At 76.5% G+C, this 15180-nt stretch carries 15 protein-coding genes; 5 read left to right on the top strand and 10 right to left on the bottom strand.

Annotated elements, in window-relative coordinates; genetic code table 11:
• Positions 1–52: 52 nt before the first annotated feature.
• The 4 genes from ACRYM6_RS04890 to ACRYM6_RS04875 form a co-directional block, all read right to left on the bottom strand.
• Positions 53–1702: an AtzH-like domain-containing protein gene (locus tag ACRYM6_RS04890; RefSeq protein ID WP_432541575.1), complete on the bottom strand. Its 1650-nt coding sequence runs from the start codon at positions 1700–1702 to the stop codon at positions 53–55.
• A gap of 114 nt (positions 1703–1816) precedes the next feature.
• Complete coding sequence (locus ACRYM6_RS04885) at positions 1817–2641, bottom strand: MurR/RpiR family transcriptional regulator (RefSeq protein ID WP_432541574.1); 825 nt, start codon at positions 2639–2641, stop codon at positions 1817–1819.
• 29 nt (positions 2642–2670) lie between these two features.
• Complete coding sequence (locus ACRYM6_RS04880; RefSeq protein ID WP_432541573.1) at positions 2671–3915, bottom strand: allantoate amidohydrolase; 1245 nt, start codon at positions 3913–3915, stop codon at positions 2671–2673.
• Positions 3912–5114, bottom strand: coding sequence for a pyridoxal-phosphate-dependent aminotransferase family protein (locus ACRYM6_RS04875; protein WP_432541619.1), 1203 nt, complete (start codon positions 5112–5114; stop codon positions 3912–3914). Before ACRYM6_RS04875 ends, ACRYM6_RS04880 begins: the two co-directional genes overlap by 4 nt.
• A 152-nt stretch (positions 5115–5266) precedes the next feature.
• On the opposite strand from ACRYM6_RS04875, the gene ACRYM6_RS04870 reads away from it, so the two are divergent.
• Positions 5267–6322: an acetamidase/formamidase family protein gene (locus ACRYM6_RS04870; RefSeq protein ID WP_432541572.1), complete on the top strand. Its 1056-nt coding sequence runs from the start codon at positions 5267–5269 to the stop codon at positions 6320–6322.
• Positions 6323–6350: 28 nt separating this feature from the next.
• Here ACRYM6_RS04870 and ACRYM6_RS04865 read toward each other — a convergent pair whose 3' ends face one another.
• From ACRYM6_RS04865 to ACRYM6_RS04855, 3 genes are read right to left on the bottom strand one after another with little or no spacing between them, the layout of a single operon-like run.
• Entirely contained in the window at positions 6351–6629 is a 279-nt protein-coding gene (locus ACRYM6_RS04865; RefSeq protein ID WP_432541571.1) for a hypothetical protein, read from the bottom strand.
• A 50-nt stretch (positions 6630–6679) separates the two neighbouring features.
• On the bottom strand, positions 6680–7846 hold the full coding sequence (locus ACRYM6_RS04860; protein WP_432541569.1) for an XdhC family protein: 1167 nt from the start codon (positions 7844–7846) through the stop codon (positions 6680–6682).
• Complete coding sequence (locus ACRYM6_RS04855; protein WP_432541568.1) at positions 7839–8951, bottom strand: xanthine dehydrogenase family protein molybdopterin-binding subunit; 1113 nt, start codon at positions 8949–8951, stop codon at positions 7839–7841. Before ACRYM6_RS04855 ends, ACRYM6_RS04860 begins: the two co-directional genes overlap by 8 nt.
• Here ACRYM6_RS04855 and ACRYM6_RS04850 point away from each other — a divergent pair.
• Together ACRYM6_RS04850 and ACRYM6_RS04845 are read left to right on the top strand one after the other, a co-directional pair.
• The gene (locus ACRYM6_RS04850) at positions 8935–9093 is read left to right on the top strand and encodes a hypothetical protein (RefSeq protein WP_432541567.1); all 159 of its coding nucleotides are present in this window, start codon (positions 8935–8937) and stop codon (positions 9091–9093) included. The two genes, ACRYM6_RS04855 and ACRYM6_RS04850, sit on opposite strands and share 17 nt — an antisense overlap.
• The gene (locus ACRYM6_RS04845) at positions 9090–9653 is read left to right on the top strand and encodes a helix-turn-helix domain-containing protein (protein ID WP_432541565.1); all 564 of its coding nucleotides are present in this window, start codon (positions 9090–9092) and stop codon (positions 9651–9653) included. The genes ACRYM6_RS04850 and ACRYM6_RS04845 overlap by 4 nt, the downstream gene beginning before the upstream one ends.
• Positions 9654–9849: 196 nt before the next feature.
• Here ACRYM6_RS04845 and ACRYM6_RS04840 read toward each other — a convergent pair whose 3' ends face one another.
• Complete coding sequence (locus tag ACRYM6_RS04840) at positions 9850–10791, bottom strand: SDR family oxidoreductase (protein ID WP_432541564.1); 942 nt, start codon at positions 10789–10791, stop codon at positions 9850–9852.
• 61 nt (positions 10792–10852) lie between these two features.
• Here ACRYM6_RS04840 and ACRYM6_RS04835 point away from each other — a divergent pair, with 61 nt between their 5' ends.
• Positions 10853–11884: a helix-turn-helix transcriptional regulator gene (locus tag ACRYM6_RS04835; RefSeq protein WP_432541563.1), complete on the top strand. Its 1032-nt coding sequence runs from the start codon at positions 10853–10855 to the stop codon at positions 11882–11884.
• Here the strand turns inward: ACRYM6_RS04835 and ACRYM6_RS04830 are convergent.
• On the bottom strand, positions 11820–12971 hold the full coding sequence (locus tag ACRYM6_RS04830; RefSeq protein ID WP_432541562.1) for an acyltransferase family protein: 1152 nt from the start codon (positions 12969–12971) through the stop codon (positions 11820–11822). The genes ACRYM6_RS04835 and ACRYM6_RS04830 overlap by 65 nt on opposite strands.
• 277 nt (positions 12972–13248) lie before the next feature.
• On the opposite strand from ACRYM6_RS04830, the gene ACRYM6_RS04825 reads away from it, so the two are divergent.
• Positions 13249–14757 carry a SulP family inorganic anion transporter gene (locus tag ACRYM6_RS04825; RefSeq protein WP_432541560.1) on the top strand — a complete coding sequence of 503 codons (1509 nt, stop codon included), beginning with the start codon at positions 13249–13251 and terminating at the stop codon, positions 14755–14757.
• Positions 14758–14810: 53 nt separating this feature from the next.
• Here the strand turns inward: ACRYM6_RS04825 and ACRYM6_RS04820 are convergent, their stop codons facing one another.
• Complete coding sequence (locus tag ACRYM6_RS04820; RefSeq protein WP_432541559.1) at positions 14811–15179, bottom strand: hypothetical protein; 369 nt, start codon at positions 15177–15179, stop codon at positions 14811–14813.
• Position 15180 lies beyond the last annotated feature (1 nt).

Here is a 15180-nt window from a genome sequence, read left to right as displayed (position 1 = left end):
GCCCGGCCGGCGGTCGGGGTGGGGGTGGTGCCGGGCTCGTCGCCGTCGCGGGTCACGGGTCCTCCGTCGTGCTCTGGGTCGGGTGGGGCGTGGTGGGCGCGACCTCGGTCAGCAGGGCCAGCAGCGACCGGTCCGCGCCGCGGGGCGCCAGCACGCACAGGCCGACGGGCAGCTGCCCGACCCGGCCCCACGGCAGGCCCAGGGCGGGGGTCCCGGCCTGGGAGGCGAGGGTCGACAGGGCCAGCGTCCCGGCGCGGGCGGCCTCGAACTCCTCGGGGGTGGCGTCGAGCGGCGGCGCCGGGGAAGCGGTGCTCGGCAGGCACAACCAGCCGTGGCCCAGGAGGTCGTCCACCCGCCGGCGGGTCCGGGCCACCACCGCCCGCGCGGCCGCGAGGGCGCCGGGGCCGACGTCGGCACCGGCCCGGAACCGGGCCAGCACCGCCGGGGAGAGGGCGCCGGGGTCGGCGGTGGCGAACGCGCCGTGAGCGGCCCACGCCTCGGCGGCCTGCACGGTGCGGAAGGCCTCCGTCCAGGCCGCGACCTCCCCGGGGGTGAAGTCGGCGCCGACGTCGTCGACGTCGCGCAGCGGCAGACCCGTCTGCACGGCCAGCGCCCTCAGCGCGGCCTCCACCGCGAGCGCCGTGGCGGGCTCGGCCAGCTGCAGCAGGGTGCGGCTGCGCAGCAGGGCCGCGGGCCGCTGCACGGGCACCGACGGCGGGGGCAGCAGGACCGCCGCGGCCGCCGCGAGCACCCCGGCGTCCCGCGCGAGGAGGCCGACGGTGTCGAAGGACGGTGCGAGCGGCAGGACCCCGGTGGTGTCGACGGCGCCGTGGGTGGGTCGCCAGGCGTAGAGCGCGGTGAAGGAGCCGGGCACGCGCAGCGATCCCGCCGTGTCGGTGCCCAGGCCCAGGTCCGCGGCTCCGGAGGCGACCGCCGCGGCGCAGCCGGAGGAGGAGCCGCCGGGGACCCGGCCGGGGGCGGCGGGGTTGGGCGGGGTGCCGTGGTGGGCGTTGACGCCCATGAGGGAGAACGCCAGCTCGTCGGTCCGGGCGATGCCGACGACCTCGGCGCCGGCGTCCAGCAACGCCTGCAGCGCCGGGGCGTTCGCCGTCTCGGGGCGCGCCCGGTCCAGCCACCGCGGCACCCCGCCCCCGGTGCGCTGCCCGGCGACGGCGACGAGGTCCTTCACGGCGGTGCGGACCCCCGCCAGCGGGCCGGTCCCCGTCCCGGCGGGCAGGGCCGTCGCACCGTCGGGGGTGCGCCAAGTCGCGGAGGTTGCGGTGGTCGCGGGGGTGGGGGCGGCACCGGGGACGGGTGGCCCGATCGGCTCGGCCGGGGCGAGGGGCGCGGCTCCCGAGACGTGGGCGGCGGTGACCCGCCAGCCGGCGGGCCCGCGGTGCCACACCTGGGTCTGCAGCCCGCGGCCACCGTCGCGCCGCTCGGTCTCGGAGACGGTGACCGCGTCGTCGGGTGAGAGCGCGCGCAGGTGCACCCGCCGCAGCCACCGCGCGGGCGCCCCGCCGCGGTCGCGCCGGAACGCGGAGATCAGGTCGTGCCCGACCAGCGCCGTCCCGCCCTCGGCCCGCAGGGTCCCCGGCCCGGGGGCGAAGGAGGCGTCCAGCGCGTCGAGGTCGTCCTCGCGCAGGGCTTCCTCGTAGCGGGCCGCCGCAGCCAGCAGGCCGCCTTCGTCGACGTCGCGCACGTGTCCTCTCCTCTCGTGGGCCCACCGCGTGGGCGGGCCGTGGCACCGGGCGGCTGGTGGCCGACGGGCCGGGTGGTGGCCGGGTGGTGGCCGGGTGGTGGCCGGGCCGCCGGATCAGTGCTGCTCGAGCTCCCCCAGCGCGTCGTGCACCGACGCCACCGCCCGCGCCCGCTCCTGGCCGGGTCCGCCCCGCCGGGCCAGGACGCCCTCGGCCAGCACCGCGACGGTCATCATGACCGCGGCGTAGCTGTCGAAGGCCCCGGGGCCCTCGACCGGGACGACGAGCCGGTGGGCCACCGGGACCGGCGGCGGGGTGGCGGCGGGGTCGGTGAGCACGACGCAGGGGACGCCGAGACCGGAGGCGAGCCGCAGCGCGGCCGGCACCGCCGGGGTGCGGCGGCGGAACCCGACGACGACGAGGACGTCCCGGCCGCCGAGCCCGGCGAGCTCCTCGGCCACGGTCTGCCCCGGCTGGGGCCCCACCGCCACGTCGTCACGGGCCTGCAGGAGCTGCTCGCGCAGGTGCAGCGCCACGGGGTAGCTGTTGCGCCAGCCCAGGACGAGCACCCGGCGGGCCCGCGCGAGGAGGGTGGTCACGGCGTCGAGGTCCGCGGCGGCCAGGGCCGCCGCGGTGCGGGTGAGGTTCTCGACGTCGTGGGCGAGGTGGACCGCGGCCGGGTCCGCGCTGCCGGGCGGCAGCCCGCCGGTGGGGACGCCCCGGGCCCGGGGCGAGCGGGCGTCGGCCCGGGCCTGGGCGTAGGAGGAGAACCCCAGCCGCCGGAAGAAGCGGCTGACCGTCGCCTTCGACGCCCCGGCGCGCTCGGCGACCTCCGCGCCGCTGAACCCGGCCAGGTCGTCGGCCCGTTCGAGCACGAACCGCGCGACCTGCCGCTCGGCGGGGGTGAGGTCCGGCCACGCCCGCTCGACGCGCTCGCGCACGCCGCCCCCGGGGGACCGCTCGGGACCGGTCACGAGCGCCGCGCGGCGACGTCGAGCACGGCCGCCTCCAGCGCGTCGATGCCCGCGGCGACGTCGGGGAGGGTGACCGCCTCGGTGGGGGCGTGGCTGATGCCGTCCTCGCACCGCACGAAGACCATGGCGACGGGGGTGATCGCGGCGATCGCCATCGCGTCGTGCCCGGCGCGCGACCAGGTCCGCAGCGGGTCGTGGTCGCCGGTGGCGGCGATGCCGGCCACCACCGACGCCGTCAGCTCCGCGTCGCAGTAGACGCCGGCGGCGCGGTGGGTCTCGGTCAGCTCCAGACCCAGGCCCCGGCGCGCGCAGGCAGCGCGGGCGTGGGCGGTGATCGCCTCGACGAGGGCGTCGCGGTCGGCGTCGTGCTCGGCGCGGACGTCGAGGGAGAACTCCACGAGGCCGGGGACGACGTTCACGCCACCGGGGAAGGCCTGGAGGCGGCCGACGGTCGCGATCCCGTCGAGCTCGACGGCGAGGCGCTCCACGGCCAGCACGACCTCGCCGGCCCCCACGAGGGCGTCGCGGCGCTTCGGGTAGGGGGTCCCCCCGGCGTGGCGGGCCTCGCCGACGACGCGGCCGGTGAAGCGGCGCGCCCCGGCGATGGAGGCGACGACGCCGAGGGCGCGGCCGGCGGCCTCGAGCTGCGGGCCCTGCTCGATGTGCAGTTCCAGGTAGCCGACGAGATCCTGCGGTTCCCGCGCGGCCTCGCCGATCCGGGAGGGGTCCAGCCCGAACGCCTCGGCCGCCTGCCGCACCGTGACGCCGTCGCGGTCGGTCCGCTCCCACCAGTCCTCGTGCCAGGTCCCGGCGACGGCGGAGCTGCCCGTCAGCGCGGTGGAGAAGCGGGTGCCCTCCTCGTCGGAGAACGCGACGAGTTCCAGCGCGAAGGGCAGCTCACCCGCCCGGGGGGCGAGCCGGCGGGCGACCTCGATCGCGGACAGCACCCCGAGGATCCCGTCGTAGCGCCCGGCGTCGGTGACCGTGTCCAGGTGCGACCCGAGCACCAGGGCGGGCAGGCCGGGTTCGCGGCCCTCCAGCCGCCCCCACTGGTTGCCGGCCTGGTCGCACCAGGTGCGCAGGCCGGCCTGCGCCATCCAGTCCGCCGCGATCGCGTTGGCGCGGGCGTGCTCGGGCGAGAGGTGGACGCGTTCGACCCCGGTGGCCGAGGACGACACCGCGGCGAGTTCGTCGCAGCGGTCCAGGACCCGCCGGGCGTCGGCGGGAGTTTCCGGGCTCACGCGGGAAACCCCGAGTAGACCTCTTGCGCCGCAACGGTCCCGCCGCCGGGCGCGACGGGCGCGCCGTGCCGGCGCAGCACCTGCTCCAGCGCGGCGAGGGTCACCAGCACGGCGTCCTTGCGGGCGTTGTAACCCATGGTGCCGATGCGCCACACCCGTCCGGCGAGCGGGCCGAAGCTGGTGCCGATCTCGATGCCGTAGTCGTGGAGGAGCTCGGCGCGCACCGCCTCCCCGTCCACCCCGGCGGGGATCTCGACGGCGACGACGTTGTGCATCTTGTGCGCCACGTCGCCGAACACCGACAGCCCCAGCCCGCGGACCCCGGCCAGCACCGCGTCCCCGTGCAGCCGGTGGCGGGCGACGGTGTTCTCCAGCCCCTCCTCCAGGACCAGGCGGGCGCACTCGCGCGCGCCGTAGAGCATCGTGGTGGCCTCGGTGTGGTGGTTCAGCCGCTCCTCGCCCCAGTAGTCCAGGATCATGGCGAGGTCGAAGTAGTTCGACCGGATCCGCACCCCGGTGGGTGCGGCCCCGTCGTCGGAGCCGGGGTCGGTGCGCAGGCCGGCCTCGACGCTGCGGCGGGCGTCGACGACCTCCACGGCCCGCGGCGACAGCGACAGCGGCGCGCTGCCGGAGGGCCCGCCGAGGCACTTCTGCAGGCCGGCGGTGGCGGCGTCGACCTCCCAGGCGTCCATCGCGAACGGGTTGCCCGCCAGGGACGCCGTGACGTCCACGTAGAGCAGGGCGCCGTGGCGGTGGCACATCGCCCCCACGCCCTCCAGGGGCTGGTTCATCGTCGTGGACGTGTCGCCCTGGACCAGGGCGACGAGCTTCGGGCGCACCTCGCGGACGGCCTCCTCGAGGGCCTCGAGGGTGAACACCTGCCCCCACGGCACCTCGCGGACGTGGACGTCGGCGCCGCACCGCTCGGCGATCTCGCGCAGCAGGTGCCCGAACCGGCCGAAGACGGGGACGAGGACGGTGTCGCCGGGGGTGATGAGGGAGACCAGCGCGGCCTCGATGCCGGCGCGGGAGGTGCCGTCGACCAGGACGGTCGCCTCGTTGGTGGTGGCGAACACCTCGCGGAAGAGGGCCTGCGTCTCGTTCATGTAGGCCGTCATGGCCGGGTCGTACTGCCCGACCAGCTGGGCGGACATGGCCCGCAGGACCCGGGGGTCGACGGTGATGGGGCCGGGGCCCATGAGCAGCCGCGGGGGCGGGGCGACGGGAGATCCGACGGAGGTGCGCCGGAGGGCCGGGTCCACCGGGGGGCGCTGGATCAACTGTTCCACGATCGCCATACTATGCAACTAACGTTCCACCGGCCACCCCCCACCGACCCCGGGAGCCCCGAGTGACGGTCCACCTGCTGCCCTCGACCCCCGGCACCGTCCGCTGGGGCGACCTGCCCCGCGCCGGCGACCGGCCCGCCCTGGAGGTCGACCCCGGCGACGTCGTCGTCGTCGACACCGTCAGCCACGAGGGCCTCCTGGAGGACCAGGGCCGCGACCCCCTGACGTTCTTCACCGCCCTCGGCATCGAGGCCGCGGCCGTGCTCCCCGACGCGGTCGAGATCGCCCGGACCGTCCCGCACGACCCGGCCACCCAGGGGCCGCACGTCGTCACCGGCCCCGTGCGGGTCCGGGGCGCCCGGCCCGGCGACGTGCTGTCCGTCACCGTGCAGGACCTGCGGCTGCGCGCCGACTACGGCGTCGTCAGCAACCGGCACGGCCGCGGCGCGCTGCCCGGGGAGTTCCCCGCCGGCGGCGTGGACGTCGTGTCCGTGCTGGCCCGCGTGGAGACCGACCCGGTCACCGGCGCCCGGCACGGCAGCATGCCCGCCGGTGCGCGCACCGGCGCCCGGGTCCGCTTCCCGCTCAAGCCCTTCCTCGGCCTCGTCGGCGTCGCGACCCCCGGCCCCGCGCGCCTGCACTCCGTCCCGCCCGGCACGCACGGCGGCAACCTCGACGTCTCGGCCCTGGGCGTCGGCTCGACCCTGCACCTGCCCGTCCAGGTGGACGGAGCGCTGCTCCACGTCGGCGACCCGCACTACTCCCAGGGGGACGGGGAGGTCGCGCTGACGGCGTTCGAGGCCCCGCTGCGCGCCCGCCTGCGCCTCGACCTCGTGCCCGCCGACGCCGTCCGGGTCCGCGACGCGCTGTGGGGCGAGACCCCCGACCTGCTGGTGCCCATCGGGATCGACGCCGACCTCGACGAGGCGATGCGCATCGCCGTCCGCACCGCCGTCGCGCTGCTCGTCGACCTGGGCATGGACCCCGCCCACGCCCTGGCCTACCTCTCCGCCGCGGGCGACTTCGCCGTCTCCCAGGTCGTGGACCGGGTCAGCGGGGTCCACGGCCTGATCCGCAAGAGCGACCTCGTCGAGCTCACCGGGATCCGGCCGGCCTGAGGCCGTCCCGAACCGGGGCGGCGACGGCTCACGGGCGGGTCAGGAGCTCCCCGCGCGGCTCGCCGTCCAGGTCGGGGCGCCCCCCGCCGCCAGGCCGAGCGGACCAGCCCGGTGAACCGCCGCCCCGGGACCCCACGTCGACGACGCACCGACCGGCGGCCGCGGCCCGGGTGGCGGAGGCGGAACCCTCCCACCCGGTGCGGCCGGGTTCGTCGACGTGGACGTGGGTGTCGACCGGCCCCGGCCGCAGGACCTCGTCCGGCGCGAGGACGACCTCGCGCGCCCCGCCCGCCGTCGAACCGGTCACCGCTCCTCCTGCTCCCGCGCTCGTGCTCCGTCCCGTCCGCACCGGGGTCGTCACCGCCCGCACCCCACCGCCGGCCGGGGGTGCGCACCGACCGCGGCCGGACGCCCACCCCGCTGACCGCTCCGGTGGATCGGCCCGTCGGTGGAGCGCAGCGGTGCCCCGCTGCCCCCGTTCCGGTGGGCGATCAGCTCCGCGACGATCGACACCGCGGTCTCCTCCGGGCTGCGGGCGCCCAGGTCCAGCCCGACGGGGCCGAACAGCCGCCCCAGCTGCACCGGGCTCACGCCCCGGGCCAGCAGCCGGTCCACCCGCTCGCGGTGGGTCCGGCGCGACCCCAGCGCGCCGACGTACCCGGCGGGCCCGCGCAGCGCCTCCTCCAGGAGCGGGACGTCGAACCTCTCGTCGTGGGTGAGGACGCAGACCACGGTGCGCTCGTCCACGGCGGTCGTGCGCAGGTACTCGACGGGCCACCGCACGACGACCTCGTCCGCGTCGGGGAAGCGCTCCGGCGTCGCGAACACGGCCCGCGCGTCGCAGACGGTGACCCGGTACCCGAGGAACCTCCCCAGCCGCGTCAGCGCCGCGACCGGCTCGACGGCCCCGAACAGCAGCATCCGCGGCGGCGGGGCCACCGGTTCGACCAGGACCTCCACGGCGCCACCGCGAGGACCCGCAGCCCCCAGGCGCAGGACGCGCGCGTCGTCACCGGCGCCCAGCACCTCCCCGGCGCCGCGCACCACGGCGTCGTCGAGGTCCGCGTCGCCCGTCGTGCCCTCGGCCCCCGCCCCGCCGACGACCAGACCCCGCCCCAGCAGCGCGCTGCCCGCAGGACCGACGACGGTGGCCACGACCACGGCCCGCCCGTCCGCCTCGGCCCGCACGGCCCGGCGCAGCGGGTCGTCCGCGGCCCCGGTGACGACCCGGACCAGGACGTCCAGGGTGCCGCCGCACGTCAGGGCCACCGCGAACGGGTCGTCGTCGGCCCCGAACCGCTCGGTGCGCGCGCGCCCGTCCTCCAGGGCCTGCCGGCACAGCTCGTACACCGCGCTCTCGACGCAGCCGCCGGAGACGCTGCCGACCACGGCCCCGTCGCCGGTCACGACCAGGGACGCCCCGGCCGGGCGCGGGGCCGACCCCTCGGTCCGGAACACCGTGGCCACGGCGCAGGGCTCACCGGCGGCCAGCAGCCGACGCAGCTGCGGGAACACCTCACGCACGGCCGGCCTCCCCCCGCAGGGCGCGCCACACGCGGTCCGGGCGCATCGGCAGCTCCCGCAACCGCACCCCGACCGCGTCGCGCACCGCGTTCGCCAGGGCGGGGGCGACGGGGTTGTAGGGCGCCTCGCTCATCGACTTCGCCCCCAGCGGGCCGACCGCGTCGACGGTGTCGGCGAACAGCACCTCCGTCACGCCCAGGTCGGCGGCGCGCGGGGCGTGGTACTCCCGCAGCGACACCGTGAGGGGGCGGCCGTCGTCCGCGCGGTGCACCTCCTCGAACAGGGCCGATCCGATCGCCTGCGCGACACCGCCCTCGACCTGACCGCGCAGTTGCACCGGGTTGAGGACGACCCCCGCGTCGACGGCGTGCACCGAGCGCAGGACGCGCACCTCGCCGGTGCCGGTGTCCACGGCGACGCGGAAACCCTGGACGTTGAACGCGACGGAGCGCAACGCGGCGTCGTCGGCTCCGTCGGCCCGCGGCGCGGCGCCGGTGGTGCGCACCGCGTGGGCGTGCAGCTCGGCCAGCGGGACGAGGCGTTCCCCGCAACGCACCCCCTCCGGTCCCAGCACGGCCGCGGTCACGTCGGTGCCGAGCAGGTCGGCGGCCAGCGCCCGCACCTGCCCCGCCAGGCGTTCGCACGCGATCAGCAGCGCCTTGCCGGCCACGACGGAGCCGGCCGAACCGAACGCCCCGGTGTCGTGGCCGGTGACGTCGGTGTCGGCCTGCCGCAACCGCAACCGGTCGGCGGTGGTGCTCAGGGCCTGCACGCCGATCTGGGTGTGGACGGTCGTCGTGCCGTTGCCGAACTCGGCGGTTCCCACGTCCAGCTGCCAGGTCCCGTCGGCGAGCAGGCGGGCGGAGGCTTCCGCGAAGTGCCCCCGCGGCGGGACGGTGGCGATCATCGACAGGGCGATCCCGGAGCCGGTGCGCCAGCCCGGGCCCCGCGGGACGGGTTCCCCGCCGCGCGGCAGTTCCCGCTCCACCAGGTCCAGGCACTGGTCCAGGCCGTAGCTGCCGAAGCGCAGGCCGTCGTCCTCGCCGGTGACGGCGGGGTCGGTGGTGGCGACGAAGCGGTCGCCGGAGGTGCTGCGCGAGAGCACGGACCCGGTCCGCCTGCTCGAGGGGGAGGCCCTGCGGGTGGAGGGCCCGGTCCCGCACCGGCTGGCCTCCGTCGACGGGCCGGCGACAGCCCTGGTCACGGTGGCCGCTGCGACGGGCGTCGCCGCGGGTGCCCACGCGTGAGCGCCGGGACGGACACCGAGGACCTGCGGGCCGCGATCGGGGCGGCGATCCGGCAGCGGCGGGAGCGCCTCGGCCTGTCCACCCGGACGCTGGCGGCGCAGGCCGGGGTCTCGCAGTCGATGCTGTCGGGGGTGGAGAACGGCGCGGTCCTGCCCAGCGTCATGACGCTGTACGTGGTGGCCGAGGCCCTGGGTGCCGGCCCCGCCGACCTGCTGCCCCGCGGCGAGGGCCGGCTCGGGGACGGCCACGCCCCCGCACTGCCCGCGTCCGGCGCCGGGGAGGCCGCCGCGACCACCCTCCTGCACGTCGGTCCCGGGCACCTCCTGGAGGCCTACCGGATCGAGATGCCGGGCGGCTACCGCGACCCCGCGCCGTTCCGGCACCGGGGCGAGGACCACACGCACGTCCTCAGCGGGTGCCTGGACCTGGAGCTGGACGGCGAGGTCCACCACCTGGAGGCCGGCGACAGCCTCTGGTACGACGCCACCCGGCAGCACCGGATGGCTTCCCCGCACTGCGCCTCCGTGGTCCTGCTGACGACCGCGCGCTACGAACGATAACCACCACAGATCGTTTCGTGATCGAAACACCGACGAAACACGACGAGGAGACAGTGAGCTGAGCCCGGCTGCGGGGGCTTTCCGGCCCGCAGCGACCTCCCGGTGGCGCCGCCACCTCGCCGACCACCGCACCGCCCCTGGAGCAGTTCCCGACCGGCCACGACGGCGGGAGCTAGCCCCTGCACCGCGGGACCCGTCACCGGTACCCGGTGACGTCGGCGGGCAGGCCCTTCTCGCGGACCTCCTCGACGTACCGCCAGGCGTCCGGCCGGGAACCGTCGGCGTCGGTGGTGCCGTAGTGCTCGGCGAGCTGGTGCGAGGTGACCGACGCCCCGTTCCAGCGGGCCTTGCCGGGGTCGGCGGCCAGCGCCGCGACCGCGCGACCGATCATCACCGGTGACTCGGAGACGGCGAAGTCGGCCGGGTCGGGGCCGTCGGTGCGCGGCCGCCGCGTCGCCTCGATCCAGTTGTCCTCGCGCACGCCGAAGACGTCGAGCATCATCTCCGAGCGCAGCCAACCGGGCGTGACGGCGACGGCCGTGCCGCCGACGGGTTCCAGTTCGTGCCCCTGCGCCCAGGCGAGGCGGTTCACGGCGTGCTTGGTGACGTCCATGAACACGGTCTCGCGGAAGCGGGGGGTGTTGAACGCGGTCGTGCCGTCGGTGACCTCGACGACGAGGCCGCCGGGCCGGCGGGTGAGCAGGCCGAGCGCGACGGCGCTGGTGACGAGGTGGGTCTCCAGGCCGGCGCGCAGCAGGGCCAGGCCGCGGTCGAGGTCGTACTCCCACAGGGGTTTGCCGAAGTCGACGTAGTGCTCGCCGCCGATGTCGTTGACCAGGACGTCCAGCCGTCCCCGTTCGTCGTCGATGCGCTGCACCAGCGCCCGCACCCGGGCCGGGTCGAGGTGGTCGGTGACGCAGGCGACGCCCGTGCCGCCGGCGGCGTCGACCAGTCCGGCGGTCTCCTCGACGGTCTCGGGCCGGTCGTAGTCCGACCGCTTCCCGCGGGTGCTGCGTCCGCTGCAGTAGACGGTGGCGCCGGCGGCGCCCAGGGCGACGGCGATCCCGCGGCCGGCGCCGCGGGTGGCGCCCGCGACGAGTGCGACGGAACCGGTCAGGGGTTTCTCCGCTGAGGTCATGGACCGATCCTCCGGCGCGGACCTGACACCTGCTGTCAGGTCCGCCGCTACGGTCGGGGGGGTGCGGTCCTCCCGGCTCGTGGCCCTGCTGCTGTGCGTCCAGCGCGACCGCCGCACCACGGCGCCCGCGCTGGCCGCGGAGCTGGGCGTCTCGGTCCGCACCGTCTACCGCGACGTCGCGGCGCTGCAGCTGGCCGGGGCGCCGTTGTACGCGGTGCAGGGCGCGGGCGGGGGGATCGGCATCGTCGACCGGTGGCGGTCCCCGGTGGAGGGCCTGTCGCCGGACGAGGTGACCGCGCTCGGTCTCGGCGGCGGGGCGGCCGCCGACCTGGGCCTGGGCGCGGTGCTCGCCGTCGCGCGCTCCAAGCTGCGGTCCGGCCTGCCCGCGCGGGTGCAGGCGCAGCTGGACGTCGTGAACGAGCGCGTGCTGCTGGACACCACCGGCTGGTTCCGCCCCGCGGCGCCGGAGGGCGCGCTGGGCGACCTCGCCCGGGCCGTCTGGACGGGCCGCCGCGTCGACGTGCGCTACCGGCGCGCCGAGCGTTCCGTGGCGCGCCGGCTCGACCCGCTCGGCCTCGTGCTCAAGGCGGGGCGGTGGTACCTGGTCGCGGCGCACCGCGGGGCGCCGCGCACGTACCGCACCGCGCGGGTGGAGGCCGTCACGGTGCGGGCCGAGGCGGTGGTGCGCCCGGCGGGTTTCGACCTGCACCGCTACTGGCAGGACGCCGCCGATGCGTTCGACGCCGACCTGCGCCGCGTCCGGGTCCGCCTCGCCCTGCCCGCCGCGAACCTGCCCGACCTGGTGCGCCACGTCCCGGGCCGGCTCACCGCCGCCGCCGCGCAGGACGCCGTCGCGCTGCCGGGCGGCCGGGTGGAGGTGCGGCTGGGGGTGGAGGGCGTCGACGTCGCCGCCGACCAGTTGTGCGCGGTCCCCGGGGTGGAGGTCCTCGACCCGCCGGAGCTGCGCGAACTCCTCCGCGAGCGCGGGGAGCACCTGGCCCGGGCGCACCGGCGGACGGGGACCGGCCTCACGACCGCGACCGCAGCTCCTCCCGCCGGGTTCCGCGACCCGGGGACCCGGAGGTCCCGGTGATCCAGGCGGCGTCCTTCCAGCCCAGCGCGGGACGTTCGACGAGCAGCCACGACGCGGTGGCGACCACCGCGGTCACCGCGAGGCCGAGCACGACGAAGGGGACCGCGGTGAGCGTGGCCGCGCCGAGGGCGAACAGCACCTGGGCGACCGGCCAGTGCCAGACGTACGTGCCGTAGGACAGGTCCCACCGCAGGCGCGGGCGCAGCGGGCAGCGCACCACGGCCCACAGGCACAGGTAGGCGAACGCCGGGCCTCCCAGCGCCCGGTAGTCCGGCAGGGTGTGCAACCCGACGACGACCAGGAGCAGGCTGACCGCGGCCAGCCACCCCCGCACGGGGACCCGGTCGGCGAACAGGTACCCGGCGGTGCCGAGCAGGAAGACGAAACCCAGCCGCAGCATGAGCTCGGACCCCAGCGGGTTGAAACCGGCGGTGGCGGCGACGGTCAGCACCCACAGGACCGTCAGCAGGGCCAGCACCAGCCACCGCTGCCGGCGCAGGACCCCCACCACGCCGAGGACGGCGATGATGGCGTAGCAGCAGGCTTCGAAGAAGAGCGTCCACAGGGACCCGTTGACGACGTCCGGGGCGCCGGAACCCCCGGCCAGTCCGCTGATGCCGAACTGCTGGATCTGCAGGGACGCGTTGCGGGTCAGGTAGTCGAGCGCGGAGTCGGGCCCGGTGAGCACCGAGGTCGCCGGGCGGCCCTCGAGGACGGCCAGCAGCGGTGCGACGACTCCGGCGGTGAGCAGCAGGGAGAGCCAGAAACCCGGCAGGATCCGCAGCGCACGGTGCCAGAGGTACCGCCGCAGGGAGTTCAGCCGCAGGTAGCTGCGCGCGACGAGGAACCCGCTGAGGACGAAGAACCCGTCCACGGCGAGGCTGCCCAGGTCCGTCGAACCGGCCTGGGGTTGCCGGCCGGTGCCGATGAGCGCGGTGTGCACCACCGCGACGGTGGTGGCCAGCAGCAGGCGCAGCAGGTCCAGGGCGTTGCTGCGCGGGTCGAAGGCCTCGGCCAGCGTCTGCGGGGTCCGGGTGTGGCGCTGGTGGTCGCGGCGGCCGGCGGGCCGGCCGGGAGTGGTGCTCACTCGTCCTCATCTCGTCGACCTGGGTGGGACCGGCTGCGGGGCAGCGCGATGCGCCGCCCGGGGAGGTCCCCCGCACGGGCGGACGGCCGCTGGCGGCGGCGACCGCGACCCGGACTCTACCCTTACGTGAGGGTAGAGTTGCGGGCAGGACGAGACACCGTCAACCGATCGGGTCAGTTCGTCACGACGTCGTCGCAGCCAGCGCACGAGCCACTACGCCCTGGCGCGACCGACCCACCCGCCGAGCGCCCGACGACCCCGTGGAACGGAGCACCCGTTGGCCCCTCCCGCCGCTCCCCCGGCCACCGCCGCACCGGCCACCCGGCGCCGCCGGCCGCCGTGGCTGACGCCCCGGGTGCTGCGCACCGAAGCCCTCGCCGGCCTCGTCGTGGCCCTGGCCCTGATCCCGGAGGCGATCTCGTTCTCCGTCATCGCCGGCGTCGACCCCCGCGTGGGGCTGTTCGCCTCCTTCACGATGGCCGTCTCCATCGCCGTCCTCGGCGGGCGCCCGGCGATGATCTCCGCCGCGACCGGCGCGATCGCCCTGGTCATCGCCCCCGTCGTGCGCGAGCACGGCCTGGACCACCTGCTGGCCACCGTCATCCTCGCCGGCGTGCTGCAGGTGGCCCTGGGCCTGCTGGGGGTGGCCAAGCTGATGCGCTACGTGCCCCGCAGCGTGATGGTCGGCTTCGTCAACGCCCTGGCCATCTTGATCTTCCTCGCGCAGGTGCCGCACCTGCGCGACGTGCCGTGGGTCGTCTACCCGATGGTCGCCGCCGGCATCGCGCTGATGGTCTTCTTCCCCCGCCTGACCAAGGCCGTCCCGGCCCCGCTGGTCGCGATCGTGCTGCTCACCGTCGTCACCGTCGCCGCGCACCTGGCCGTCCCGAACGTCGGCGACCAGGGGGAGCTGCCCGACAGCCTGCCGTTCCTGCTCATCCCCGACGTGCCGCTGACCTTCCACACCCTGTCGGTCATCGCCCCCTACGCCCTGGGCATGGCCCTGGTCGGGCTGATGGAATCCCTCATGACGGCCAAGCTCGTCGACGACGTCACCGACACGCCCTCGCGCAAGGGCCGCGAGGCGTGGGGGCAGGGCGCGGCGAACGTCATCACCGGTTTCTTCGGCGGGATGGGCGGCTGCGCGATGATCGGCCAGACGATGATCAACGTGAAGGCCGGGGCCCGCACCCGCGCCTCGACGTTCCTGGCCGGGGTCTTCCTGCTCATCCTGGTCGTGGGCCTGGGCGACGTGGTGGCCGTCATCCCGATGGCCGCCCTGGTCGCGGTGATGGTCGTGGTGGCGGTCGGCACCTTCGACTGGCACTCCGTCCACCCCGCCACGCTGCGCCGGATGCCCCGGAGCGAGACCGCCGTCATGGTCGCCACCGTCGTCGTGGTGGTGGCCACCGACAACCTGGCCATCGGCGTCGTCGTGGGGGTCCTGATCGCCGCCCTGCTGTTCGCCCGGCGCGTCGCGCACCTGGTCGAGGTCACCAGCGTCCTGGACCCCGCCGGAACCACCCGCGTGTACTCGGTCTCCGGCGCGCTGTTCTTCGCCTCCTCCAACGACCTCGTCACCCGGTTCGACTACCCCGGCGACCCCGGGCACGTCGAGATCGACCTGTCCGCGGCGCACGTCTGGGACGCCTCCACCGTCGCGGCGCTGGACGCGGTCCGGGCGAAGTACGCCGCCCGCGGCAAGACCGTGCACGTCACCGGGCTGAACGCCGACAGCTCCGCCCGCCTCGAACGGCTGGCCGGTCACCTCGGCGGCGGTCACTGACCGGCCGGCGGCAGGTTCCCGCCCGGACCGGACGACCGGGACGGCCCCGGCGGCTAGTGCTTGGGCACGTCGCACCAGACCTGGGTGACCCCCGGCAGCTGGCGCCAGCCCCACTGGGCGCTCAGGCCGTTCAGCAGCGATTCCGCCTCGGCGCTCACCTCGACGTCGGCCGAGCCGGCCAGGTCGACGAGGACGCTGAGCTGATCGGGGTGGTCCTGCACCGCCAGGGCCAGGACGTGGCGCGTCCGCCCGCCGACGGCCATCAGTTCCGCCGCCACCTGCACGACGTCGCCGGCGCAGTCGTCGAGCACACCGCTCTGCTGGGCGTACAGGCCGAGGAACCGCCGGGCCTGGGACAGCGCCTCGGCGTCGGGGGCCAGGACGAGGTGGACCTCGTCCGGCGTGTGCGGGGTGAGGGTCATG

It is taken from the genome of Kineococcus rugosus, from assembly GCF_050871975.1.
Classification (GTDB): domain Bacteria; phylum Actinomycetota; class Actinomycetes; order Actinomycetales; family Kineococcaceae; genus Kineococcus.
The sequence above is the reverse complement of the archived record's forward strand: the minus strand, read 5'-3'. Positions and strand labels throughout refer to the sequence as shown.

Coding starts and splice junctions, on each gene's coding strand:
- ACRYM6_RS04875 (WP_432541619.1), bottom strand. CDS start 5,114: ATGGGCCCCGGCCCCATCACCGTCGACCCCCGGGTCCTGCGGGCCATG.
- ACRYM6_RS04840 (WP_432541564.1), bottom strand. CDS start 10,791: ATGACCTCAGCGGAGAAACCCCTGACCGGTTCCGTCGCACTCGTCGCG.
- ACRYM6_RS04820 (WP_432541559.1), bottom strand. CDS start 15,179: ATGACCCTCACCCCGCACACGCCGGACGAGGTCCACCTCGTCCTGGCC.